The sequence below is a fragment of the Niastella caeni genome (genome assembly GCF_004834005.1).
Taxonomy (GTDB): Bacteria; Bacteroidota; Bacteroidia; order Chitinophagales; family Chitinophagaceae; genus Niastella; species Niastella caeni.
The window spans coordinates 71,269-97,938 of record NZ_STFF01000006.1 but is presented as its reverse complement, the minus strand read 5'-3'; the positions used below and the strand labels follow the sequence as shown (position 1 = coordinate 97,938).

The 26,670-nt window shown below is 43.9% G+C and carries 14 protein-coding genes; 12 read left to right on the top strand and 2 right to left on the bottom strand.

Annotated features, from left to right (window positions below):
* Nucleotides 1-31: 31 nt before the first annotated feature.
* The 3 genes from FAM09_RS20890 to FAM09_RS20880 are packed head-to-tail and all read left to right on the top strand — an operon-like array spanning nucleotide 32 to nucleotide 5,640.
* Nucleotides 32-1,294, top strand: coding sequence for a M14 family metallopeptidase (locus tag FAM09_RS20890; RefSeq protein ID WP_136579094.1), 1,263 nt, complete (start codon nucleotides 32-34; stop codon nucleotides 1,292-1,294).
* A 4-nt stretch (nucleotides 1,295-1,298) separates the two neighbouring features.
* Entirely contained in the window at nucleotides 1,299-4,310 is a 3,012-nt protein-coding gene (locus FAM09_RS20885) for an amidohydrolase family protein (RefSeq protein ID WP_136579093.1), read from the top strand.
* A gap of 31 nt (nucleotides 4,311-4,341) precedes the next feature.
* Nucleotides 4,342-5,640 carry an amidohydrolase family protein gene (locus FAM09_RS20880; protein ID WP_136579092.1) on the top strand — a complete coding sequence of 433 codons (1,299 nt, stop codon included), beginning with the start codon at nucleotides 4,342-4,344 and terminating at the stop codon, nucleotides 5,638-5,640.
* A 1-nt stretch (nucleotide 5,641) separates the two neighbouring features.
* On the opposite strand, the gene FAM09_RS20875 is transcribed toward FAM09_RS20880, so the two are convergent.
* Both FAM09_RS20875 and FAM09_RS20870 read right to left on the bottom strand, forming a co-directional pair.
* Nucleotides 5,642-6,244, bottom strand: a complete 603-nt coding sequence (locus FAM09_RS20875; protein WP_136579091.1) for an RNA polymerase sigma factor — start codon at nucleotides 6,242-6,244, stop codon at nucleotides 5,642-5,644.
* A gap of 71 nt (nucleotides 6,245-6,315) precedes the next feature.
* Entirely contained in the window at nucleotides 6,316-9,069 is a 2,754-nt protein-coding gene (locus tag FAM09_RS20870) for a hybrid sensor histidine kinase/response regulator transcription factor (RefSeq protein WP_243751741.1), read from the bottom strand.
* A 228-nt stretch (nucleotides 9,070-9,297) separates the two neighbouring features.
* On the opposite strand from FAM09_RS20870, the gene FAM09_RS20865 reads away from it, so the two are divergent.
* The 9 genes from FAM09_RS20865 to FAM09_RS20825 all read left to right on the top strand — a co-directional run bounded on the left by FAM09_RS20865 (nucleotide 9,298) and on the right by FAM09_RS20825 (nucleotide 26,649).
* Nucleotides 9,298-10,629, top strand: a complete 1,332-nt coding sequence (locus tag FAM09_RS20865; protein WP_136579090.1) for a sugar porter family MFS transporter — start codon at nucleotides 9,298-9,300, stop codon at nucleotides 10,627-10,629.
* Nucleotides 10,630-10,639: 10 nt separating this feature from the next.
* Nucleotides 10,640-12,172, top strand: a complete 1,533-nt coding sequence (locus tag FAM09_RS20860; RefSeq protein WP_136579089.1) for a glycoside hydrolase family 32 protein — start codon at nucleotides 10,640-10,642, stop codon at nucleotides 12,170-12,172.
* A 19-nt stretch (nucleotides 12,173-12,191) separates the two neighbouring features.
* Complete coding sequence (locus FAM09_RS20855; protein WP_136579088.1) at nucleotides 12,192-15,476, top strand: SusC/RagA family TonB-linked outer membrane protein; 3,285 nt, start codon at nucleotides 12,192-12,194, stop codon at nucleotides 15,474-15,476.
* Between the two features lie 123 nt (nucleotides 15,477-15,599).
* Nucleotides 15,600-17,432, top strand: coding sequence for a RagB/SusD family nutrient uptake outer membrane protein (locus FAM09_RS20850; RefSeq protein ID WP_136579087.1), 1,833 nt, complete (start codon nucleotides 15,600-15,602; stop codon nucleotides 17,430-17,432).
* Nucleotides 17,433-17,565: 133 nt separating this feature from the next.
* Complete coding sequence (locus FAM09_RS20845) at nucleotides 17,566-20,427, top strand: SusC/RagA family TonB-linked outer membrane protein (RefSeq protein ID WP_136579086.1); 2,862 nt, start codon at nucleotides 17,566-17,568, stop codon at nucleotides 20,425-20,427.
* A gap of 25 nt (nucleotides 20,428-20,452) precedes the next feature.
* On the top strand, nucleotides 20,453-22,147 hold the full coding sequence (locus tag FAM09_RS20840; protein ID WP_136579085.1) for a RagB/SusD family nutrient uptake outer membrane protein: 1,695 nt from the start codon (nucleotides 20,453-20,455) through the stop codon (nucleotides 22,145-22,147).
* Nucleotides 22,148-22,172: 25 nt separating this feature from the next.
* Nucleotides 22,173-23,660, top strand: a complete 1,488-nt coding sequence (locus FAM09_RS20835; RefSeq protein ID WP_136579084.1) for a glycoside hydrolase family 30 protein — start codon at nucleotides 22,173-22,175, stop codon at nucleotides 23,658-23,660.
* Between the two features lie 12 nt (nucleotides 23,661-23,672).
* The gene (locus FAM09_RS20830; protein ID WP_136579083.1) at nucleotides 23,673-25,160 is read left to right on the top strand and encodes a hypothetical protein; all 1,488 of its coding nucleotides are present in this window, start codon (nucleotides 23,673-23,675) and stop codon (nucleotides 25,158-25,160) included.
* 16 nt (nucleotides 25,161-25,176) lie between these two features.
* Entirely contained in the window at nucleotides 25,177-26,649 is a 1,473-nt protein-coding gene (locus tag FAM09_RS20825; RefSeq protein ID WP_136579082.1) for a glycoside hydrolase family 30 protein, read from the top strand.
* Nucleotides 26,650-26,670: the final 21 nt, after the last annotated feature.

Sequence of the window (26,670 nt, the reverse complement as noted above, 5' to 3'; positions counted from 1 at the left end):
CTTTCTATTGATTAAACTTTAAGCACACCAGATGAATAAAACTATTTTGGCAGCAGGGTTTTTAATTCTAAGCACCAACCTGTTAGCACAGTCTAAACCTGTATTTCAGGGACAGGGCGAAGTAAGACCGGTAGAAACTACTTCGAGACCGGTACAAAAGCAATGGAAAGGAAATTTTCCATTTGAAAACGGGGCTATCGTTTTTTCAAACAATTTTTCGGGGGCAAGGCTGAATGGAATTATGCAGAACAATGACAGCACATTCACCGTATTGATAACGCCCGAAAACGTACCTGTGAATCCCAGCCCCTGGTATTCGTTCGCTATCTGGTCTAAAAGAAAAAGAACAATCTATATCAACTTTACTTATCCGCCGGGGGTATCGCACCGCTATTATCCTAAAATTAGTGCTAACGCATTAAACTGGAAGCCCATTGATTCCTGCGATTATTTTGAAAAGAAACGCCCGGCCAGATCAGATTCAGCTACAGCAGATGTAAGCATCAGGCTTTCCCTGAAGCCGGATACGTTATGGGTCAGCGCCCAGGAACTTCAAACTGTTAAGCATACGCTAAACTGGATAAAAGAGATGGCAAGAAAGCCATTTATCAGTTATGCCGAAATTGGAAAGAGTAAAGAAGGGCGGCCGTTGTATGTTTTAAATATTGGCAGAAGGCGTTCAAAAAAAATGATCATGATCATCTCAAGGCAGCACCCGCCTGAGGTGACGGGCTACCTGGCAATGAGATCTTTTGTAGAGACCCTGTGCAACAATTCTCCGCTTGCCAAACAGTTCAGGGAAAATTACAGCGTTTATGTAGTGCCGCTGATGAACCCCGATGGTGTGGAGAACGGCCACTGGCGGCATAATGCAGGTGGAATTGATTTGAATAGGGACTGGACAAAGTTTAACCAGCCGGAATGCCTTGCAGTAAGTAAGTTTATTAAGAAGCAGGAGAAAGAAACAAGTGGTAAATTCTATTTCGGGATAGATTTTCATTCTACTTACGGCGATATCTACTACACCGTTGACCCGAAACTCAGGGGAAATATGCCCGGCCTGGTGCCCGAATGGCTTACTAAGTTAAAAGCCTCGTTCCCTGGTTACGATCCTAAAATTGATCCCAATGACAAGATGGAACCCGCCATTATTTCACGCAATTATTTTTTTGTTTCGCATGGAATGGAAGCATTGGTATATGAAGTAGGCGATAATACCGAAAGAGAAGATCTGAAATTGAAAGGAAAAACCGGAGCAATTGAGTTAATGAAACTAATGCTGTCAAAAAAATAGAATTATGGCCCGTTTAAAATTATTAATAAAAATAACTGTGCTGATCCTGATGTGCCAAATGTCGCTTGCTGGTATAGCACAGGAAACTTTTCCGGTAAATGGAATAAGCAATCCAAAAATAGCCTGTTACGCCTTTACCAATGCCACTATTGTACAGGACCCTGCCCGAACGATCGCAAATGGAACATTGGTTATCCGCAACGGAAGAATAATAAGCGTGGGCGATAAACAAACACCTATACCTAAAGAGGCGGAAGTTATTGATTGCAGTGGAAAATATATCTATGCCTCTTTTCTCGACCTGTTCAGCGGTTATGGAACGCCTGCAGTTAAAAAGGCGCCGCAGGTATTTACAAACACCCCACAGTTTATATCCAATACCAAAGGAGCCTATGGCTGGAACCAGGCCATAAAAAGCGAAGTGAATGCCTGTGACCTGTTTACAATAAATGGGGCCGATGCTAAAAAGATCCGCGACGCCGGCTTTGGCAGTGTGGTCATACATCAAATGGATGGAATTGCCCGTGGTACAGGCGCCCTGGTTACTCCTGGCAGCAAAAGGGAAAATGAATTAATGATAAAAGAAAAAGCGGCTGCTTTTTATTCTTTCGATAAAGGCAGCTCCACACAAACCTATCCCTTTTCATTAATGGGCTCCATTGCTTTGCTGCGCCAAACGTTCCTCGATGCCAGGTGGTATAAAACCAACCCCGCCGGCGAAGGGGTGAACTTAAGTCTTAAAGCATGGAATGCCCAACAAACATTGCCGCAAATATTTTCAGCAGAAAACAAATGGGACGTATTACGAGCCGACAAAACAGGCGATGAATTTGGCGTACAGTATATCATAAAAGCCGATGGCAATGAATACCAGCGTATGGCCGAAATGAAAGCCACGAATGCAAGTTTCATTCTGCCTGTAGATTTTCCATTGGCGATGGATCTTGAGGACCCCGCCGATGCCCGTTATGTGTCCCTGGCAGACATGAAGCACTGGGAAATGGCGCCAACCCAACCTGCTGCATTTGAAAAAGCTGGAATTACATTCTGCTTTACCCCATTTGGATTAAAGGATGTCAAAGATTTTATACCCAATATCAGGAAGGCCATTCAGTATGGATTAAGCGAACAAAAAGCGCTGGAAGCTTTAACTACAACCCCGGCCAGGATTATAGGAACAAATGACCTGTTAGGTTCTTTGGAAACTGGGAAAATAGCCAACCTGCTGATCACCTCTGGCCCCCTGTTCGAAGAACAAACTATTATTTATCAAAATTGGATACAGGGCGATAAATACGCCATAAATGAAGATGCCTTGTTCGATGTGCGGGGAAGTTATAATATGGTTGTGAATAATGCAGGTAATGGAATAAACTATACTTTACAAATTGGTGGTTCAGTGAAAATTCCGGCAGTAACTGTAATTCACGGCAATGATACCTTGCCAGGCAAAATAAATGTCGAAGGGCAAACCGTCTCCCTTACCTTTCCCTGTAAGAAAGGAGCAAAACAACAAATTTTGTTGAGTGGCACAGGATCAATTGCCGGATGGAATGGCGTAGGTCGTGATACTGCCGGAACATCGTTATACTGGACAGCGAAACTTATTCAACCAGCCCAATCTTTGAACACAAAGCAGGGCGATGCGTTGAGAAAAATAAGTAATGTAAATGCTGCAATCTATTACCCGTTTAATGGCTATGGCTGGGAAAATAAGCCGGAACAGCAAACGCTTTTAATAAAAAACACAACTGTATGGACGAACGAAAAAGAGGGCAGGTTGCAAAACAGGGATGTGCTGATCAAAAATGGAAAAATAGCCCAGGTTGGCAAAGACCTTACCGCTCCGGGTGCCCGCATCATCGACGGAACCAATAAGCATCTTACTGCCGGTATTATCGATGAACATTCCCACATCGCTATTTCAGGAGGTGTAAACGAAGGCTCCAATACAGTAACTGCTGAAGTAAGGATTGAAGATGTATTAAATCCCGATGATATAAACATTTACCGGCAATTAAGTGGTGGTGTTACTGCATCACACATCCTACCTGGTTCATCCAATCTTATAGGCGGACAATCACAACTCATAAAGCTGCGATGGGGCGCCGGTCCGGAACAATTAAAATTCGGGAATAATGATCCCTTTATAAAGTTTGCACTGGGTGAAAATGTAAAACACTCCAACCGCAGTGAACGGCCGGGAACCCGTTTCCCGCAAACACGAATGGGGGTAGAACAGGCTTTGATCGATGTATTTACAAGAGCCGGCGAATATGCAAAAAAAGGAAATGGCGTTAGAAAGGATCTGACGCTGGACGCCTTGGTTGAAGTGCTGTATAAAAAACGGTTCATCACTTCTCATTCGTATGTGCAAAGTGAAATAACTATGCTCATGGAAGTGGCAGAGCGGTTTGGCTTTCGCGTAAATACATTTACACACGGCATGGAAGGGTACAAAGTTGCCGGGCAACTGAAGCAGCATGGAGCGGGTGTTGGAACTTTTTCTGACAGATGGGCATTTAAAATGGAAGTGGTTGATGGCATACCCTATAATGCAAATATTTTAAGCAAAGTTGGTGTAATAACCGCTATCAATTCAGATGACGCAGAAATGGCAAGAAGACTGAACCAGGAAGGCGCAAAAATGATGAAATACGGCGGCATGAGTGAGGAAGAGGCTGTGAAGCTGGTTACCCTCAATCCGGCGCAGTTGCTGCACATAACTAACAGGGTGGGAAGTATAAAGGAGGGTAAAGATGCAGACCTGGTATTGTGGAGCGATCATCCGCTTAGCATCTATGCCAAAGCCGAAAAGACAATGGTGGATGGAATAATATATTTCGATATAGAATGCGACCGGCTTTTGCGTAAACGGATCAGCGAGGAAAGGAACCGGTTGATCCAGAAAATGATTGCCGAAAAGAAAAAAGGCGGTCCGCTTCAAAAAGCAAAAGCAACGGAAGAAGAAGTATGGAGCTGCGAAGGACTTTACGGGGAAGAGGAACAATTATAAAAGGAATAAATAAAAAAATAATCTTATAAGCATGCGATATAAAAAGGTAATACTTATCATTTCTCTTACTGTTCTTTTACGGGTAAAGTCAAATGCACAGGAAACGGTGTATCCGGCGCCACCCCAATCTTCGCCCGTTTATTTGACCAACGCCACTATTCACGTAGGAAATGGCCAGGTTGTAAATAATGGAACTATTGCTTTCGCCGATGGCAAGATCATTGCTGTTGGGAATGAAATCACGGTTCCGGTTACCGGTACAAAAATTATAAACTGCAGTGGTCAGCATGTTTATCCGGGACTCATAGCAGCATCTGGTAATTTGGGGCTTGCTGAAGTATCCAGTATAAAATCCACCAATGATTATGCTGAGATCGGGCAGCTTTCGCCGGCTGTTCGTTCACTCGTGGCTTATAATGTTGATTCGAAGGTGATCAATACATTAAGGTCGAATGGAATTTTGTTGGCGCATATTGTGCCGCAGGGAAGGCTTATTGCGGGAACTTCTTCAGTAGTGCAGTTAGATGCCTGGAACAATAAGGATGCCGTATATAAAAAAGATAATGCCATACACTTTTATATTCCGGGTTTAAGAATGGAGGCCGCAGAGGACGGCGATGAGGCCGGTGGAGGCAATATGCAAAGGGTAATGGGGGCTATTCGGCAGGCGAGGTCTTTTTTAGCCGAAGCAAGGGCTTATTTAAAAGAAAGCAACCATGCAGCCATCAATTTGAATTACGAAGCGGTAAAGGGCCTGTTCAATCATCAGCAGAAATTGATCGTTCATTGTAATGGTGTTAAAGAAATGCTGATGGCAATTGACCTGGGAAAGGAGCAGGAAATTGATATTGTCATTGCAGGGGGAACCGACAGTTGGATGATCGCAGATCTGATAAAGCAACATAACATTCCGGTTATTCTCAATGCGCCGCACCGTTTGCCTGTAATGCAGGATGATGACATTGACCAGCCTTATAAAACAGCGTGGCAATTACACAGGGCAGGGGTGTTGTTTTGTATTGGTCAGGAAGGTTCTTACCAGTTACGTAATATCATGTTCAATGCCGGAACAACTGCGGCATATGGATTAACAAAAGAAGAGGCGCTGGCTGCCATTACGCTGAATACAGCAAAAATTTTAGGCATTGATTCCGTTACCGGCACCCTTGAAGCAGGTAAAGATGCAAATGTTTTAGTGTGCGCCGGCGATATTCTGGATATGCGTACCAGCATTATTCTCAGGGCTTACATACAGGGAAGGGAAATAGATCTTGATGATAAGCATAAGCAATTGAATGAGCGTTATAAGCGTTATTATAACCTTAAATAAGTTAATGAAGGCGGTTATTGGAAAGTATAAGTACTATTACTGATATTGTTTGCTGTTTAATGTACGTTCTGATAAAATTGATCGCTTCGGCCAAATGATTTCGCACTGTATTTCTTGACAGGTTCATTTGCCCGGCAATTTGTTCAAGCGTAAGGCCCTGTTCACGGTTAAGTTTGTAAATGATCTTCTTTTGTGGCGGCAACTGCTGAACGGCCTGCTGAACAAGCAGGTTGCTTTCGTTGAAATCTATTATTTCTTCAGTAATATTCGAATGAGTAATACCGTTGTTTTCAATAATGCGCAACTTGCCAGCTTCCCAAATATTTCTTTTGATGTAATTGACCGTGTAATTAAAGGCCATAGTAAAAATGTAAGAACTGTAACTTTTTATATCCGGGAGTTTTTCGCGGTTTGTCCAGAGCTTTAAAAATACTTCCTGTGTAATATCTTCTGCTGCAGACTGTGATTTTGTAATTTTTAGAATGAAAGCAAATAAGCGGGGCGAGTAATGATCGAAAATGTTGGTGAAAGCGGTCTGATCACCTTCTGCAGCACGCACAAATAGATCCTTCTCATTGGGCAGTATGGTGAATTGAACAGACATGTATATTTTACAATATCTTAAAAATAAGAAAAATGCCGCAATTTAGTACTGTTCAATTCAATATCTTTCCCCTATTCCCTGCCAGGGCCCTCTTTAAACTCTGAAGGCGTAATTGAAAATTTCGATTTGAATACGGTAGAAAAATACGCGGCGGAAGAAAAGCCCGTTTTAAATGCGATTTCGGCAATGGTAAGATTTTCATGCTGCAGGTAATATTTTGCCTTTTTCAACCGGGTATTAACAATGTATTCGTTTACGTTACATTCCATCAATGCTTTTACTTTTCTGGAGAGCTGTGCGGGTGAAATGTTCAGTTCGCGGCAAATATCTTCTATGCTGAATGCATCATTACTGATATTATTTTCTACGATCGCCGAAAATTCACTGATGAACTTGCGGTCTGTTTTTTTCCTGGTAATTTGTGTTATACCTGGCATCGTGTCACTGGAATAATGCTCTTTGGATTTATTCCTGTTATTCAATAAGGCAATAACATGTTGCTCAAGCAATTGAAAATTGAATGGCTTCGTAATATAAGCATCGGCGCCGGTTTTAAAACCTTCTATTTTTTGTTCGTCGGTATTACGTGCTGTGAGTAAAATTACCGGTATATGCGCCATGCGCACATCCGATTTGAATATTTTCGTCAGTTCCAAACCATTTTTACCTGGTATCACAATGTCGCAAATAATGATGTCGGGCGAATTATCGAGGGCTGTTTTCAGCGCCGTGTTCGAATTGGCCGCTTCAAAGACCTCATACCGCACAGAAAGCCGGTTCGCCATAAATTGTCGCAGATCGTCATTGTCTTCTATGATCAGTATGCTGTATTCTTTTCTGATAAAAGCAGGTGCAACTGTCGTTGATGGAAGCGCGGGATACAATTCTGTGGTATATATTTTAGCGTCTTCACTAATGATATGGTTGAGCGCAGGCGCTGCTGATGCTTGGGCAGCAACCTGCATAGCCGTGAGCGGAAAACGGATCTCAAATGTGGTGCCTTTGCCTTTTTCACTTTTTACGGCCACTGTGCCTTTATGCAATTCAATAAGCTCTTTTGATAAGGCAAGTCCAAGTCCGGTTCCTTTATAGTTTTCATATTCCCCCTGGAAAAAAGGGTCAAAAGCATGCTGTATAATTTCTTCCGACATACCAACGCCACTATCCTCGATCCTGATAACAGCGTTACTATGCTCCTGCTGAAGACTCACCTGTATAAATCCATTTTCTTTGGTGAATTTAAATGCATTCGATAGCATATTAAATAGTACCTTATCCAGCATGCCGGCGTCGAACCAGGCCGGTAATGTTCTTTCGGTTGTTATAAAACGAAGATGGATGTTTTTGCTTTGCGCCAGCTTATTGTACGTGTGCACAATCTCCTGTATAAAATCAACAAGATCATGCTCCGCGGCATTAACAGGCATTTTATTAAACTCTATTTTCCTGAAATCCATCAACTGGTTAACCAGCTTGTACAACCTCAACACATTTTTTTCTACGAGTTTCAGTGTTTGTTGTATACCGGCAGGCAACCGCGGATTACCGGCCACTTCTTCGAGCGGTGTTAAAATAAGCGACAGCGGTGTTCTGAATTCGTGCGAGATATTGGTAAAGAAGTTCAGTTTTGCCTGGTGCGCCTCCTCGGCTTTGGCCCCCATCTCGATCAACTGGTTCTTTTGTTCTTCCAGTTGATTTTTTTGCAAAGAGATCTCCTTGTTCTGTAATTCGAGCCGGTTGGTTATTTTCTTGTTTTCTTTTAGAAAATAGTAGGAAAGGCCTCCTAATATTAACGTGAGGCTGAGGGTAATGGCAATAATAAATATTACCGTTTCCTGGTTTTGTGAAATGATGATCTGCCGGTCGAGTATTTTCTGTCGTTCTTCAATATCATATTGCTGGCTGATCAGCTTTTCGGCCTGCATTTTCATTAACCGTACGTTGCCCGAATCTATTACCGTAGTAAAAAGCTGATTTTCTTTTTTAAAGGGTTTGTTGCTTAAAATGTTCAATGCGGTCAGGATCGCTTCCTTGCCAGCGGTAGGGTATAGCACGGTTGCAATGATACTTTTATTGGCCACCATATCCAATCCCATTCCTTTTACCGGCAGGCCGTCAACCCCAATGATCTTTACCTTTTTATCAATGCCCAAACGCTGGCAGCTTTGGTAGGCATCATTTGCCATTGCATCGTTATGTGCAAAAATGAGGTCCGGTTCACCGGCTTCTTTTATGGTACTGTCGAAGTGTTGGGCATTGCCAGCCTTTGCTTTTTTCAGGAATTGAATGCCGGGGTACCGTGAAATAACATGAATAAATCCATTATGCCGGTCAATGAATGGAGAAGCATCTTCCGGCGCCGTTATTTCCATTACTTTTCCTTTCCCTTTCAGCACAGAAACGGCGAACTGACCCGCATTCTGGCCTACCTCAAAATTTTCGGCCCCGATAAAGGCAGTGTATTTATCGGAATTCGTTTTCCGGTCGATCAAAACAACAGGTATGCCTGCATCAGATACTTTTTCAATAACAGGTGTGAGGGGGGCTACTTCGTTTGGCGACACGATCAACAGATCGATCCGCTGCTTCAGCAATTCATTGATCTGTGCCACCTGGGTGTCGCTGTTGCTGTTGGCATTTTTATATATGAACCGGACATCATTATGGAAAGAAAGCTCCCGGTTCATTTCCGCCAGCATGGTTTGTCGCCATTGATCATAGTCCATACACTGGGAAAACGCAATAACGTATTGTTTGCCCTTTGTGTAATCGGCGCAGGAAACAGGCAGCATGGCTACCAGCAATATCACTACAAATAACCTCATGTTATACAAGCAATCGTTTGGTACTATAAAAATGATATATTTTTTAATACCTATGTTGAAAAACGTAAACCGGACCTTTAAAAATTAGTATTCTATATTATTAAATGATTAGTATTCAGCTTATTAATCATAAAAATATAAATGACGAAAAAGCTAAAGTGATTGATTGAATTTTGAAAGGCGCCAGGCCGCATCCGCTTATACTTTTGGCGGGTTAAGGCTTGTTATATGAAAAAAAGGATTGCATTAACCTGGTCTATCGTAATAGCGCTTGGTGGTTTTTTATTTGGTTTCGACACGGCTGTTATTTCCGGCGCCGAGCAAACTATACAGCTGTACTGGAACCTGAATACCATTGAGCATGGTCTTACCGTTTCCATCGCATTAATTGGTACAGTGATCGGTTCCCTGGTTGGCGGGTATCCGTGCGACCGCTGGGGCCGGAAAAAGACATTATACATTATCGCTGTTTTATACCTGGTATCTTCTTTAGGTACCGCACTCGCAACCAACTGGTACCTGTTCCTTGTATTTCGCTTGTTGGGCGGTTTGGGTGTAGGCGCCTCCTCTGTTACTGCTCCCATTTATATCTCAGAGATCTCTCCGCCTTCCAAACGCGGTATGCTGGTAGGCTTATTCCAGTTCAACGTCGTATTCGGCATAGTGATCTCCTATCTTTCCAATTATCTTATTGGTTTAAATGGCGACAACTCCTGGCGGCTGATGCTGGGGGTACAGGCAGTTCCTTCTACTGTATTTCTGCTATTGCTTCAATTGGTCCCTGAAAGTCCACGCTGGCTCATATTGAAAAAAGGAAAATTGAGCGAAGCACGTGCTATATTCAGGCTTGTTGAACCGGAAAGCGCCGAAGAACTTGTGCGAAGCATTGAGCAAACAGGTGCAACCAACAATATGCCTGAGGAACGACCGAAACTGTTTTTGGCAAAATACAAAACACCTGTAATGCTGGCCATGCTATTCGCCATATTCAACCAGGTGTCGGGCATCAATGCCATTATTTATTATGCACCGCGCATTTTTGAGATGACAGGTCTTGGCAAAAATTCTTCCCTTTTATCAACAGCTGGCCTGGGACTAATGAATTTTATGTTTACCCTGTTGGCTATGGGCTTTATAGATAGAGTAGGCCGGCGAAGCCTGATGATGATTGGTTCGGCTGGTTTGATCTTTTCGCTTAGCCTGGTATCTTATTCTTTTTACCAGCAAAGCTTTAGTGTTTGGTCCGTACCCGTTTTTCTTTTTGTGTACATCGCCTTCTTTGCTTTTTCACAAGGCGCTGTAATCTGGGTATTTATTTCCGAAATATTTCCAACATCTGTAAGAGCAAAAGGCCAAACCCTTGGCAGCACCACGCATTGGGTAATGGCTGCGGTTATTGCTTTTACTTTTCCTTACCTGGCCGAAAAAGCCGGCGCTGGTAACACGTTTTTATTTTTCGCCACCATGATGGTATTGCAATTATTGTTTGTATGGAAGCTGATGCCCGAAACAAAAGGCAAATCGCTGGAGCAAATAGAACATTCATTGATACTTCATTAATAATTATTCAATGTTATTATTAAAACATCTTTTTACTATAGCATTTGCATTCCATTTCTTTTTATGTAGTGCGCAAAAACAAGCTGCAACTACACTATATTACCATGAGCCACATCGTTCGCAGATCCACTTCACTCCTAAAGAACATTGGATGAATGATCCGAATGGAATGGTGCATTATAACGGTGTATATCATTTGTTTTACCAGCACCATCCGGGCAGCACTGTGTTTGGGCCCATTCACTGGGGGCATGCCACAACCAGGGATTTAATACATTGGCAACATCAGCCCATTGCTTTGTATCCCGATAGCCTTGGATGGATCTTTTCAGGAAGTGCAGTGGTAGATTATAAAAATACATCAGGCTTTGGCCGGCAGGGAAAGGTTCCACTGGTTGCCATTTTCACCCATCACAGTGTGAAAGGGGAGCAGGAAGGAAGAAGTGATTACCAGAATCAAAGTTTGGCATATAGTCTCGATGAAGGAAAAACATGGACGAAGTATAAAGGCAATCCGGTTTTAAAAAATCCAGGCATCAAAGATTTTCGTGATCCTAAAGTGAGCTGGAATGAAGTGGCTGATAAGTGGATCATGACCCTGGCCACATTAGACCACATCACCTTTTATTCTTCGCCCAATTTAAAAGACTGGACAAAAGAATCGGCATTCGGAAAAGAAACAGGCGCTCATGGCGGTGTTTGGGAATGTCCCGATCTGTTCTCCCTGAATTATCAGGGAAAGAAGATCTGGGTGCTGATCGTAAACATAAATCCCGGTGGTCCCAATGGCGGTTCCGGAACTCAATATTTTGTGGGTGATTTTGATGGTCATCAATTCACCCCATTTGATAAGGAAACAAGATGGTTGGATTATGGTCCTGATGAATATGCAGGCGTTACTTTCTCGAACACCGGCAACAGAAAGCTTTTTTTAGGATGGATGAGTAACTGGCAATATGCGCAGGTAGTTCCTACACAAAAGTGGCGGGGCGCCATGACAGTGCCCCGTGAGTTATCGCTAAAGAAATTGAACGGTAAATATTTATTGGCCTCAACGCCGGTAGCTGCAGTAAATAACTTGTTCGGCCGTTCATTACAGTTTCAAAATATGCTGGTCACTGATCTTGATCTCACTGCAAAAACAGGGAAACTAACGGGTCCTGCCATAATAAAAATGGCCGGCGATACAATGAAAGATTTTTCGATCACCCTTTCCAATTCATTGGATGAACAACTGGTTATTGGTTTTGATAAAAGCAGGAATGAATTCTTTATCGACAGAACCAGGTCTGGGAACGTTGGTTTTGAAAAAGATTTTGGAAAAAGGCATATGGCGCCGCGGTTTTCTACATCACAAAATTTTGATTGTACGCTTATTATTGATAAGGCTTCTGTTGAATTGTTCACAGGTGACGGGTTAACGGTAATGACTGCCATCTTTTTCCCTGGCGAAGATTATTCAAATATCAGGATGCAGTCAAAAGAGGAATTGAAACTTAAAAGCCTGGACGTTTCGTTTCAAAAGCAACCAAAACAATACTGATTCACTCAACTTGCCAATTATGAAGTTTTCGTTATTACTATTATCGATCACGGTGCTGCTGCTAAGCTCCGCAACAAGCATCCATGCTCAGGTGAGGGATGTACACGGGCGTGTAACCGACACGTCGGGTGCGCCCATCAGGGGTGCTGTGGTTATGCTGAAAGAATCCAAAAGAGGCACCACAACAGAGGCATCCGGAGCGTTTTTGTTGAAGGCTGTACCTGATGATGGCACACTTGTTTTTACTTACATTGGTTATTATAGCCAGGAAATTCCTGTGCGGGGGAAAAAGGAGTTTTCAGTGAAACTGGAAACGAAGGCCGACAGCCTGAATGCGGTAATAGTCATTGTTGGTTATGGAAAACAAAAGAAAGAATTCCTGACTGCATCTGTAAGCACCGTTACCGGCTCCGAATTGGTAAAGGCGCCTGTATCCAATCTAAGCACGGCATTGAAAGGGCAACTGCCGGGACTGGTGGCCATGCAGGGTACAGGAAAGCCGGGTTCCGATGGTTCGGTACTAACGATCAGGGGCGTTGGTACGTATACCGGTCAAACCGCACCGCTGATCATGGTAGACGGTGTTGCCAGAGATACGTACGAAGACATTGACCCAAATGAAGTAGGTTCAATAAGCATCTTGAAAGATGCCTCTGCAACCGCCGTTTATGGCGTACGTGGCGCAAACGGCGTTATTTTGATCACCACCAAACGCGGAAAGGAGGGCGCTCCTTCAATCAATCTTACTTCGCAAACATCTGTTTCGTCTTTTACAAATTTCCCCGCATTCGCCAATTCGTACGATTATGCAACCATTATCAATGAAAGGGCCATGGGAGAATACTGGGTCAAACACGCGAAAGATCCGGATATACAAACCTGGGATGATTATGTTGCCAAGCGTGATGCTAACTGGAGAAATGACGGGTCGCTTAATTTTACAGACAATGATCTGAAATATTTTCAGAATGCCGATAAACCCAAACTCGATAATGGCCAGGCCAATCCATGGTACGATCCTTATTTACATCCTAATACCAACTGGGTCGACAAGTTATTTAAGAAATATGCGTCTATGTCGCAGGCCAATGTGAATGTGAGCGGTGGCACGCGGTTTATGAAATATTTTGTATCGCTTGGTTACCTGAACCAGGGCGGGCTTTTCAAGACCGATTACATGGCCTTCCCCGACAAGATGCAATTCTCCAAGGACCGCTATAACCTGCGCGGGAACTTCGATTTCGATGTTGCGAAAGATCTCAAAATGTCTGTAAACCTGGGAACGCAATACGTTACTATTAACGGTATGGACAATGATGCATCCAGTTGGTACAATAGAATATGGTGGGCCTTTCCTATGAGTTCTCCTGGTATCATCAACGGTAAATATGTACTGCCTTATTCAGCCGGCGGCTATGAACAATACAACCCCATGTATGCAATAGAAAATGGTAACTACTGGAATGTTACCAACAATAGTATCTTAAATTCCTCTGTGAATGCGGAGTATAAATTAGACAGGATTACGCCCGGTCTTTCTATAAAAGCGTTGGGCTCTTATGATAGTTATTTTGCCAGCAGAAGCTATGGGCATTATACGCCGGTGTTATATGCAATAAAGCCAAATCCTAATGGCGACCCGTTAGATCCGGTGTTCATACAACTTAATGCAGCTACCCCGTCGCAGATCTATGCCGACTTCAACCTCGGAAAATGGCGCAAGCTGTATACCGAAGCATCTGTCAATTACAATCGTTCTTTCGGCGGCGGTAAACATATCATCTCTGCCATGGTATTGGGCAGCAGGGAAAAGAAATATGATCCCACACTTCAGTACAATCTGCCACACGCCTATCAGGGGGTTACGGGAAGGGTCAATTATAATTATGAAGGCAAATACATTGTAGAATATGATATGGGATACAATGGCTCAGAGAATTTTCCGGAAGGGAAGCGATACGGTTTCTTCCCGTCGTATTCCGCGGCGTGGGTGTTAAGCAACGAATCTTTTTTTCCGGTAAACAACACCGTAAGATTTGTAAAATTGCGTGCCTCTTATGGAGAGGTGGGCAACGATAATATAGGCGGCGCACGTTACCTGTACCTGCCCAATACCTGGAGAGGTAATGGCGGTTATACATTCGGCGCCCTGAATAACCAACAATATATCAATGGTTATGATGAATCAGTACTGGGAAACCCAAATGTAACCTGGGAGGTTTCCAGGAATTTGAACCTGGCGGCAGAGTTCCATCTCTTTAAAAGCAAGCTCTCCATTACTTATGAATATTACAGGAACAACCGTTCCAATATCCTTTCTTACAAAGGAACTGTTCCGGCGTTCGTTCAGGCCAATCTGCCACCGTACAACCTGGGAAAAGTAATAAGCTGGGGACATAATCTTGAGTTTAGCTATAACGACAAGGTAGGAAGCGTTAGTTTTTTCCTGCATGGCAATGCCGCTATTCAGCGGAATAAAATAGTGTTCCAGGACGAAGCTATTGTTCCGGGGCTGGAATACCAGGCAGCCACAGGGAATGCGGTGGGGCAGCAGCTATTGTTAAAGGCCAACGGTTTGTACACTTCCTGGTCGCAACTCTATGAAACCGATGCCAATGGAAATCCTATTCTGTCGCAGCCTGTGCTGGCGTCGAGCAACGGAAAACCATACACCAATGTAAGTGGTAAGCCTGTATATGTAAAAGACCTGGGTTATGGCGGCAGGCCATTGCAACCTGGTGACGTTCGCCTCGAAGACCTGAACGGCGATGGAGTGATCAATGAAAAAGACAGAACGAGAACGGGCAACACCGTTAATCCCGAATACAATTTTGGCCTTACGGCCGGCGGCAGTTACAAAGGATTCGATGTATCAGTTTTGTTTGCAGGCATTGCCGGGGTGGCAAGAGGCGGTTTAGGGCAATTTCATATTGATAAGCAACAGGCAATCTTTTCGGTTGACCTAACCCGGTTTACCATAGACAGATATAATGCAGGGGATAAAATTTCTTTCCCTATGGCAGCTTATGATAAAAACGCGGCAGGTACCGGGCCCAACAATGCGGGTAATACTTTTTTCCTCATCAATACTTCTTATGTAAGGTTACAAAACCTTGCGGTAGGCTACACGCTTACCAACGCCTTTATGAAAAGAATAGGCATAAAATCGGCGAGGATCTATGTCAGTGGTAATAACCTGTATACCTGGTCGCCGGCAAAAGTATGGGGCGACCCGGAAAATCTCGGGAATATAGGCTACCCGATTTACAAAACGTATAACACAGGCGTAAATCTCAATTTTTAACTGGCTGATAAATGTCGTTGGATATGAATCGTCCATGACAAAATTTTCATTAAGACAAAAAAAGCAATGAAAATTTTGTCATGGTAAGATCCATCTGGCCAAAATAAAATTAAAAATGAACAGATGAAACCAATTTCAATATTATTTGCAGTACTCCTTTTTACAGGGCTGCTTACTGTGAGCTGCAATAAAGATTTTCTGGAAAAGCCGCAGGGCGGCACTTTTACGGTGGATACGGTGTTCAATACAAAACTTAATGCATCAGGCGCCGTAGCGCAAATGTACAACTTGTGCATTCCGTCAGGATTTCCAAAAAATACCAACCATGATATGACCAGGCCCGATATGGTGACGGATGAATTGTATATGATCCATCCGGAGTATGACTGGATGGTGAATGTTGGAAGCTATGTTACTGGAACTGCAACAGTGGATGCAACTATTGACAGAGGTGGGTTTGGAAGCCATTATCTTGGCATCAGGCAGGCCAACCTGGTGCTGAAAAATATAGATGAAGTAACAGATGCCGATGATGCCTGGAAAAACCAGGTGAAGGGGCAGGCATTGTTCTGCCGGGCTATGCAGCACTTTGAATTATTCCGTCAGTATGGAGGTATTCCGTTGATAACGGAACCGCTGGATGGTGCGCACCAATTGAAAATACATAGAAGTTCGGTAGCCACTACGATAGACAGCATGGTGAACTGGTGCAATCAGGCTGCGGCTTTATTACCGGCAACCTGGCCCGCTACAGATTACGGCCGGGCTACCAGCCTTGCTGCAAAAGCATTAAAGGCAAGGGTGCTGTTGTTTGCTGCAAGCCCTTTGTACAATACACCACCTTCCATGCAGGCAACTGTTGATGGCGCCCGTTTTGGAAACGAGCATGATACCGTGCTCGCTTATGCCAATTACGATAAAGGACGCTGGCTCACGGCAGCCAATGCGGCCAGGGACGTTATAAATGCTGCACCCGCTTCGGGCATTGCCCTGTACTATACCGGCAAGGCAGAAACCACACCAAATGATGACTCTTATGCAGGTTTGGGCGATTATGAAGCTGTCTCCAACGTTTATGGTAATTCGGAGTTGATCCTGGTGAATACCTTAAGTATGGATGCGTCGAGGTACGGTGGTTGGTTTTGGGGCCTCTGGATGACTTCCAAAGTAAGACAGGGACAATGGGCCTTTAAAAATAATGTGCCGCTTGAATTTATACAACAATATGAAAAACGCGACGGCACAAGATGGACGTTGCCATTGACAAGCACAGGCGACGATTTTCCCACATGGATAAAGGCAATGAACCTCGATCCGCGTTTTTACCAGACTATCTTATACGATGGCATGTGGTACAATAGCCAACGCGGCGTATTGTCATACTACCTTGGTGATGGCGCACAATATCCCACAACTGATTTTGGACACAGTGATGTGGGTGACGACGGCTATGCTTTGGAAACGTATAAGTTCGTATCACGTATAGACAACTTCAATGATAATCATTTTGCATGGCCTGTTTTCAGGCTGGCCGAATTTTACCTGAGCTATGCAGAAGCACTGAACGAATACCAGGGACCCCAGGGTGAAGCTACCACTTATCTTAATAAGATCAGGCAAAGAGCGGGTATGCCTAATAAGAACTTTTCTTCCCCCGACGATTTCAGGGATGCTGTGCAGAACGAAAGAACAATTGAGTTTGCTTATGAAGGATTTCGCCTTAGTGATCTTCAACGCTGGCTGAAAGCATATGATGTGCTGAATGGAACATTGCATGGTATACAAACGAAAGCCAATGCCACATCGGGCACCTTGAAGAGAAACTGGCGGGTGGTTGATTTCATGAGGCGTACATTTTTAAAGCGTTACTATTATACGCCTTTCCCCAGCTCCCAGGTCAGCATTAATTATTTAGGCGACGGAAAAGACTGGAACGGACAAAATCCGGGATGGTAAGTCAACTGCCCATTGAAGAAATAAAAACATAAAATGAATCGTCCATGACAAAATCTTCAGTTTGACACATAAGGCAGTGAAAATTTTGTCATGGTAAGATCCATCTGGCCAAAATAAAAATTAAAAAGAACAGATGAAAAAGCATTATAAAATATTATTGGTTTTGTCAACCATGCTGTGCTGTTGCATCGTTTCAATGGCGCAGTCAACGATTGTCATTAATACACGAGGCACAGTAGAAAGTGATGCGGGTGTTGTTGATACAGTGGTCGATCTGGGCTTCAGGAAGGAACCGCAATGGCGAAATACCGGTGCTGTTTATACGCTGCGCGGCAGGGAGCTCAGTAAAATGTTTACCGGCAACTTATTGAATACGCTGCAGGGCCGCATACCCGGCCTCACCGTGGTTACGGGTTCAGGAGAGCCGGGATACGATAATCCTTCCCTGTATGTACGCGGTCAAACAAGCTGGAATATCGGCGGCAACCAACTGGTTATTTTACTCGATGGTTTCCAGGTTGAAACAGGCGCCCTGAGCGCATTGTCGCCTTACGAGATAGAATCGGTGACCTTGCTGAAAGATGCAGTTGTTACGGCCCGGTTTGGGTTGCAGGGCGGTGCAGGTGTTTTAAGTGTCCGCACGAAAAAAGGGAAAGCAATGCCTAAAAATGAATTAGTGCTCAATGCGAGATATGGCATTTCAAGCGCTGTGCAGCTACCCGGGGTAATGAATGCGTATGATTATGCAACATTGTATAATCAGGCCCTGGTCAATGATGGGTTCTCACCTAAGTATCCAAATCCTGATCTATACAAGGCTGCCAACGATCCCTTTCATCCCAATGTGAACTGGTATAACGAACTATTGAATAATAGGTCATACATGCAGGACTATAACCTGTCGTTCAGAGGCGGTAACCAGACCGCGCGGTATTTTGTAATGGTAGATTATATGAACGAAAATGGGTTGTATAAAAATGCAAAAGCAATTAATAAAGACTTTGGCACAAACGCTACTTACAACAAGATCAACCTCAGGGCCAATGCCGAAATTGACCTTACCAAAGACCTTTTGGTATCGGCCACCGTTTCCGGCATTATTGAAGACCGTAACACCCCTTCTGGTTTCTCTGCCAGCCAATTGTTTAATAACCTCATGACCATTCCGGCAGCGGCTTTCCCGGTAAAGAATCCCAACGGTACCTGGGGCAACAGCTCGGTATATAATTTTAACCCGGTTGAGCTGTTGCAGCAAAGTGGTATTTACAGTGCCCATACAAGAACATTACAAACAGGTGTAACCGTAAAGCAAAAACTGGATATAATAACGCCAGGCCTGAATATTACCGGCGGTGTGTCGTTCAATAATCAATATGGCGGGTTCTATATGACGTCATATGCTGTACGGACCTATGAAATAGTGAAAAATGCACAGGATCTGCCGGTAAGGGATGCAGACAGCAACGTTGTTTACAAAACCATTGGCAATGATGTGCCGCGCTCAACCGGTGATGGGGGAACGTTTCACTGGAATCGAAATACGCTGCAATTGGGGTTCGACTATAACCGCTCTTTTGGAAAACACACATTTTCTGCGACGGTACTGGGGCGAAGAGTAAGCTATTTGCACAACGGGCAAACCTATGCCGTACGTGTACAGGGATTGTCTACCGGTGTAACCTATGATTATGCGCAAAAATATATTGTTGATCTAAGCGGCGCTTACATGGGGTCTGCTGATTTTGCACCAGGAAAAAGGTATGGTTTCTTTCCTGCGGTTGGTATTGGATGGGTGGCGTCGAATGAAGGCTTGCTGAAAAGCAGCAGGGTTGTTGACTATTTAAAATTCAGGGCATCTTATGGTTCTGCGGGAAATATCAATGAAAGTTATCGTTTTCTGTATACAGAGCAGGCAAACGGCGCAAGCGGATGGATCACGGGAAGCGGTAACACGTTGCAAAGCGGCATGGCGATCGCACAGTTGGCAAATCCCAATGCTACCTGGGAATTAAAAACAAGTTTCAATGTTGGTTTTGATATCCGTTTGTTGAAAACATTGTCTGCATCAGTAGACGTATTCAGCGAAAAGCGTACGGGCATTTATGAAATTCCTGCTGCCAGTGTACCTGCTTTCACCGGCTTTAATTTGCCCTGGGTAAACAGTGGTGTGGTGCACAACAAGGGCTTTGAAGCAGTAATTAATTATGACAACAAAGCAGGCGATTGTAAATACCATATTTCCGGTTCTGCGGCTTTTGCAAGAAATAAAATAATGGAGAGATCAGAGACGGCACAACCATTTGACCGGCTTTATCAAAAAGGCTTTGCTGTTAACCAGGAGAAAGGGTTAGCCTTTGACGGCTTTTATCAGCAAACTGATTTTGATGCCAATGGCAATTTAAAAGCAGGTGTGGTTGCATCGTCTTTTACCAATGTAAAGCCCGGTGACCTGAAATATAAAGACCTCGATGACAATGGGGTGATCAATGGGTACGATATACAACCATTCGGGTACAGCAGCGTGCCGGAAATTACCCTTGGATTAAACATTGGGTTTGCCTGGAAAGGAATTGATCTCAGTGCATTTGCACAAGGCGTTCTGCACCGGACGGTCAATCTGCTTACCGTGGCTTACAACTATACGCATCCGTTCGTGAACAATAATAATATCACCGCATTCTCAAACAATAGCTTTACGCCGGCGACTGCCTTAACGGCAACAACCCCCAGGCTTTCTACGCTCAGTAATCCCAATAATGACCAGTCTTCCAACTTCTGGCTGCGTAAAGGTGGTTTTATCAAACTCCGTAGCGTGCAACTGGGCTATACTTTTTCGAAGAAAGGATTTTTGAAAAAAGCGGGTGGGGTAAGGGTATTTGTGAATGGAACAAATTTATTTGTCTTTAACCGGATCGATGGGCTGGAACCGGAGAATCTTTCAATGGGTTATCCGTTGACGAAGGTGGTGGATTTCGGCTTTAATATAAAATTTTAATACACACAATACAATCATATAGTGTATGAAGAAACTTGCTGTCATTATATCATTATTCGCCATGCTCTTTACAGGTGTGTCCTGTAAAAAGAATTACCTGGAGGTGAATGAAGTAAAAACCTATGTATCGCCCGATGACCTGTACACCAATTACAACTATGCCCAGCAGGCGGTATGGAATGTTTATAGTTATTTGCCCGATGGCTTTTCGTTGCTGGATTATGAAGCTGTAACAGAGAATGCAGAAGCAACGAATATCAGTTGGGCGTCGCACACCTTTAACAATGGCATCTGGAATCAATACAACAATCCCGATGGTTCGTGGTGGCGGAACTTTAATGGCATCAGACAGGCAAATCTTTATCTGGCCAATAAAGAAAAGGTTAATATAGAATATATCAAAGGGCAGATTACCACTTCCGATTCATCGGCCTGGTTCAATGCACGAAACAATGTAAAGTTCATGCAGGGCGAAGTGCTGTTCCTGAAAGCGTTCTTTTATTTTGATCTGGTAAAGCGGTATGCAGGTGTGCCCATTATGAACCAGCCTTTGAACTATGACGATGCGGCTACCTGGAAAAACTTGCCGCGCAATACGGTTGATGAATGCATCAAATACATTGTTGCTTTATGTGATTCTGCGGCTACCATTATCCCTTCAAACCTGTCGCCCTATTCCTGGTACAGCCAGGGCCGTGTAACCTCCGGCGCTATAAAAACATTGAAAGCAAAAGCATTGTTGTATGGGGCAAGCCCATTGTTCAGGGAGGCCGGCGCTACGGCCACCTGGGCCGATGCGGCGGATGCATTTCATGAAGTTATTGCATCGAATGGGTATTCGCTGGATGCAAATTATGCAAATTTGTTTGGCGCCAATAATGGCAGTTCCAATGAACTGATCTTTTACCGGCGTTATGGCAATACCAACAACGTTGAAAGAGGCAACTTCCCCATTGTGTTTCTGAATAGCGATGGCAACAGCATTACCCCAACACAAAATTTTGTAGATCAGTTTGAGGTGCTTCAAAAAGATAATAACGGTAATATTACCGGTGCAAGGGCTTTTGACTGGTCAAATGCTACCGATGCTGAAAATCCCTATGCAAACCGTGACCCACGTATGGCCGCCACCGTGGTATATAATGGCGTTACATTTTCTTCTACGGCTATTGAAACATTCAGGGGGGGTAACAGTGGACTGCCAATGCTGAATGCAACCAAAACCGGCTATTATCTTTCAAAATGGGTGAACCAGTCGGTGAACCTGGTAGCCGGCACATCTGCCGCACACACCTGGATCTATTTCCGGTATGGACAAATATTACTCGATTATGGGGAAGCTATGTACAATGCATATGGGGCAACGGCAGATCCTAAAAATTATGGCATGACGGCATTGCAGGCGGTGAATTTGGTGAGGCAGCGTGTGCAAATGCCTTCATTGACTGCGGCACAGCTTAACCAGCAAAGCATACAACATGAACGCAATGTGGAGTTGGGTTTTGAAGACCAGCGTTTATGGGATGTACGCAGATGGAAAGGGGGAACTACCCATTTAAATAAGCCTGTGAACCGTATAGAGATCATTAAAAATGGCAGTACATACAGTTATACTGTTACAAAGCTGGAGAACAGGGTTTTTGAAGACAAAATGAATTGGTATCCTGTACCGCAGGATGAAATTACCAAAACCGGCTGGGCTCAAAATTCAGGATGGTAAACGAATAACAGTTTAAAAAACTATTATGGAAAATAAAACATTGTTTGCTTTAATGATCATGCTCCCGGCATTGTTCGTGTTTTCACTGCCAGGTTGCAGGAAGAAGGCTGAAATAAGTGATTCTTCCTCAATAAAAGAGATCCGCTGGGATTCAAAAGGGATTGTTTATTCAACAACAAAAGGCACCAATGAGAAAATAACTCAAAGGGCAACAATTGGTTTTGAGCCAAAAGCACAACCACTGGAAACGGATGTATGTATTTTTATAGATCCATCCCGTCAATTTCAAAGCATTATAGGTTTTGGCGGTGCGCTTACAGATGCCGCTGCAGAAACATTTGCAAAACTTCCCCAGGCGGCTCAGGATTCCATTCTTACTGCTTATTATGATGCTCAGCATGGCATTGGCTACACCTTTGGAAGGACCAATATGAATAGTTGCGATTTTTCAAGCGAATCATACACTTATGTAAAGAATAATGATGTTTCGCTTCAGTCATTTTCCATAGATCATGATCTGCAGTATAAGGTCCCATTAATAAAAAAGGCGAATGATAAGTTGAATGGTCAGCTTACTTTATTGGCTAGCCCCTGGAGCCCGCCGGCATGGATGAAAGACAATAATGATATGCTGCATGGGGGCAGGTTGAAAAAAGAATTTTACCCGGTGTGGGCCGATTACTTTGTAAAGTTTATGCAGGCATACGATGCCGCAGGTGTTCCGGTTTGGGGTGTTACGGTTCAGAATGAGCCAATGAACAACGCTCCCTGGGAATCGTGTCTCTTTAGCGCGGAAGAGGAAAGGGATTTTATTAAAAATGGTTTGGGGCCCGCCTTTACAAAAAACAATTTTTCCGGTAAAAAGATAATTGTATGGGACCACAACCGCGACCTGGTGTTTCAATATGTAAGCACTATCCTAAAAGACCCACAGGCGGCAAAATACGTGTGGGGAGCCGGCCTGCACTGGTATGAAACGTGGACAAATGAGCCGCCGATGTATGACAATGTATTACAGGTGAATAAGGCATTTCCTGATCTGAACCTGATCTTTACCGAAGGCAGTATGGGCAAAACTGCTTTTTATGAAAATAACAAATGGGCGCTTGGCGAGCTGTATGGCAATAATATTCTGAACGATTTAAACAACGGCATCAGGGCCTGGTGCGACTGGAACATGCTGCTTGATCAAAATGGCGGTCCCAGTCATGTTGGTAATGTTAGTTATGCCCCCATCATTGGAAACACCGTTACCGGCAAAATAAATATCAGGGATGAATTCTGGTACATTGGTCAGTTCTCGAAATTTATTCGCCCGGGAGCGAAACGCATAAGCGCTGTGAGTAACCGAAGTGCTTTACAAACAACGGCTTTTATAAATAAAGATGGAAAAATGGCAGTTGTTGTATTGAACCGGAGCGAAAACAATATTAATTATCATGTTTGGTCAAATGGTTTTTGGGCGGGCCATACTTCAAATGCGCATAGTATTCAAACGATCATTATTGAATAACAAATAAGCTATATGAAAAATAAAATACTTCCTTCCTTACCGGTCATGCTGTTCACCTTGTTTCTCTCTGTGTTTTTGGGTTGCAGACCCGAAGATTATGGAGGCAACGAAACAAAAGAGAGCGGTAAAGTATACTTTCCCGATGAGGATGGAATTGTTGCCGCACTGGGCAATTACAGTATTGATACGGTGAAAAATTCGATCAGTTTCCCGGTAACCGTTTACCGTGGCGGCTTTTCTGATTTTGCTGCTTTCGCCGTGTATGCAGGGGCAGATACCACCAGCATTCAGGCACTTATACAATCGGGTAAGCTTCCTGCAAACACAGTAGCCCTTGACCCATCAGATTACGAGTTGGCAACTGCGGATACCATTGCTTACACAAACGGCATAATGAAAGGGGCGATCACGCCAAAAATTAAAGTGGCCAATTTGAGCAAATACAGCGGCAAATATGCAGCGCTGGGAGTTGTTGTGAAATATGCAGATAAATTTGAAGTAAATACCTCCGCAAATAAAGTGGTGATCTATTTTCCTGTTGATTCACTCGTTAGCCAGGTATATTTTCCGGGCGTTACCAATGGAAGTAATAGCGTAGTGGCGCTGGATGATAATAGTTATACGATAGACACCATTACCAATACAGTTAATTGTTCCATTCCGGTGCTGCGCGGCGGTATTGCCGACCTGGCTACATCGTCTGCCACCGTAACAGTCGACAACAGTGCAATTCCCGGTTTGATAAGCGCCGGTAAATTACCTTCCAATACCGTGGCCCTGAATGCAGCGGATTACACATTTAATAACAGTGTAACGATGAGCGATAAAAATGGTATGCTTCAGGGAACTGCAATGCCTAAGATAAGCATTGCCAAATTATCGCAGTACGCAGGCTCAGTAGTTGCATTGGGATTAACGATCACTAATTCCAAATTTCCAATTGATGCGAATAGAAATAAGATCGTTGTATATTTTAATGCAGATGATATTCTTGCCTTGTTTGCTCCCCGGGTGAATTTGCTTGCCGATATTACCAAATGGGTTCCGGTAAATCTTTCCTGGAGCAATGATGTAACTGCAACTATCAATACGCAAGCAGGTTCTATTCTTTACAAAGGAGGAAATGGGAATTGGAACCAGGCCGGTGTTTACCAGGAAGTACGTTTGTATGGGCACCGGCAATATAAGATCGATATGCATGTGCAGGGATCGGGTGCAAGCAATGTGTGGTTTGAAGTATGGTTATCACAGAAAAAACCACAGGACGGCCAGGATGTTACAACCGGCTGGGACCCTGCCGCGAAGATGTTACTCAGTTTAAATACGTGGCTTGGTTGCGGCGTGTCTCCTTTTAACGCGCAGCTTTCTGCCATAAGCTGTAATGGAAATGGCGGCACCATTACCCTGCCTTCCGGTGGTACGTACTATATCACAGTAAGGGGAGGAGGGAATGATTTGGGGACCACGGGTATTACTGCTTCCGCATTTGATTTTAAATAAGCATTTTAGAAAGATTATGAATAAGCAATTTAAATTATATCTGGCATTGGTCGCTTCAGGTGCTGCGGGTATAAATCTGTTGCCTGCCCAAAACAAAAAGGCAGCAATGGCGGCCTTGCCTGTTAACGGAAAAGAAGTTATTGTTTATACTACCGCACAAAACACCGATTACCGGCTGGCGAAAACAGGAACATTGCCAATTTCTGCAAAGCTTCAGCCCGATGAAGAGCTGTCGGTTTTTGTTGATCCTGGCTATACCTTCCAGACATTGTTAGGCATTGGTGGCGCTTTAACAGATGCCTCGGCAGAAACCTTTTACAAATTGCCAAAAGACAAGCAAAAGGAGTTTCTCACCGCTTATTTCGACAGGGACAAAGGAATTGGTTATACGCTTGCCCGTACATCTATACAAAGCTGCGACTTTTCGAGTGAGACCTACAGTTATGTAAAAGAAGGGGATAAGGAATTGAAAACTTTTGATATCAGCCATGATAAAAAGTATCGCATTCCTTTCATAAAAGAAGCGATGGCGGCCACAGGTGGCAGGCTAACCCTGTACGCTTCGCCCTGGAGCCCGCCGGCATTTATGAAGGATACAAAGGTTGTACAAAAAGGTGGCAAATTGTTGCCTGAGTACAGGCAAAGCTGGGCCAACTTCTTTGTAAGGTATATAAACGCCTTGCAAAAGGAAGGTGTGCCGGTATGGGGATTAACGGTTCAAAATGAAGCAATGTCCGCATCACCCTGGGAATCGTGCCAGTTCACAGCCGAAGAGGAAAAGGACTTTGTAAAATACTACCTGGGCCCAACCCTGCATAAAAATGGTATGGGCAATAAAAAGGTGATCATATGGGATTGGAACCGCGACTTCGTTTACCAACGGGCCAGTGCCATTTTACAGGACCCCGAAGCGGCAAAATATATTTGGGGAATGGGATTTCACTGGTATGAGAGCTTTAGCACAGGCGGCGCCCGGTACGACAAGGTTCGCCTCGCCTATCAGGCCTTCCCTGATAAAAACCTGCTTTTTACAGAAGGTTGCATAGAACATTACGAGGCAAACAAAGTGCATGACTGGGCATTGGGTGAGCGGTACGGCCAGGCTATGATCAATGATTTTAACGCCGGCACAGCAGGCTGGACCGACTGGAATGTTTTGCTCGATGAAAAAGGTGGTCCCAACCATGCGGGCAATCAGTGTTTTGCTCCCGTGCATGGCAATACCCAAACCGGTGCTTTAACTTATACCAACATTTATTATTACATCGGCCATTTTTCAAAATTCATTCGTCCGGGCGCCAAACGCATTGCCTGCTCGGCAACCAACGATAAATTGCTGGCTACGGCTTTCCGCAATACTGATGGAACGATCGCCGTGGTTGTAATGAATAAAACTGACGATAAAAAAGATTATTTGCTGTGGGTAAAAGACAGGGCTGTTAAGGTAACCAGTGAACCGCATTCGATACAGACGTTGGTAGTGAAGTAAGCTTTGGAAAGGTGAAGCCGG

Coding starts and splice junctions, on each gene's coding strand:
- FAM09_RS20890 (WP_136579094.1), top strand. CDS start 32: ATGAATAAAACTATTTTGGCAGCAGGGTTTTTAATTCTAAGCACCAAC.
- FAM09_RS20885 (WP_136579093.1), top strand. CDS start 1,299: ATGGCCCGTTTAAAATTATTAATAAAAATAACTGTGCTGATCCTGATG.
- FAM09_RS20880 (WP_136579092.1), top strand. CDS start 4,342: ATGCGATATAAAAAGGTAATACTTATCATTTCTCTTACTGTTCTTTTA.
- FAM09_RS20875 (WP_136579091.1), bottom strand. CDS start 6,244: ATGTCTGTTCAATTCACCATACTGCCCAATGAGAAGGATCTATTTGTG.
- FAM09_RS20870 (WP_243751741.1), bottom strand. CDS start 9,069: ATGAGGTTATTTGTAGTGATATTGCTGGTAGCCATGCTGCCTGTTTCC.
- FAM09_RS20865 (WP_136579090.1), top strand. CDS start 9,298: ATGAAAAAAAGGATTGCATTAACCTGGTCTATCGTAATAGCGCTTGGT.
- FAM09_RS20860 (WP_136579089.1), top strand. CDS start 10,640: ATGTTATTATTAAAACATCTTTTTACTATAGCATTTGCATTCCATTTC.
- FAM09_RS20855 (WP_136579088.1), top strand. CDS start 12,192: ATGAAGTTTTCGTTATTACTATTATCGATCACGGTGCTGCTGCTAAGC.
- FAM09_RS20850 (WP_136579087.1), top strand. CDS start 15,600: ATGAAACCAATTTCAATATTATTTGCAGTACTCCTTTTTACAGGGCTG.
- FAM09_RS20845 (WP_136579086.1), top strand. CDS start 17,566: ATGAAAAAGCATTATAAAATATTATTGGTTTTGTCAACCATGCTGTGC.
- FAM09_RS20840 (WP_136579085.1), top strand. CDS start 20,453: ATGAAGAAACTTGCTGTCATTATATCATTATTCGCCATGCTCTTTACA.
- FAM09_RS20835 (WP_136579084.1), top strand. CDS start 22,173: ATGGAAAATAAAACATTGTTTGCTTTAATGATCATGCTCCCGGCATTG.
- FAM09_RS20830 (WP_136579083.1), top strand. CDS start 23,673: ATGAAAAATAAAATACTTCCTTCCTTACCGGTCATGCTGTTCACCTTG.
- FAM09_RS20825 (WP_136579082.1), top strand. CDS start 25,177: ATGAATAAGCAATTTAAATTATATCTGGCATTGGTCGCTTCAGGTGCT.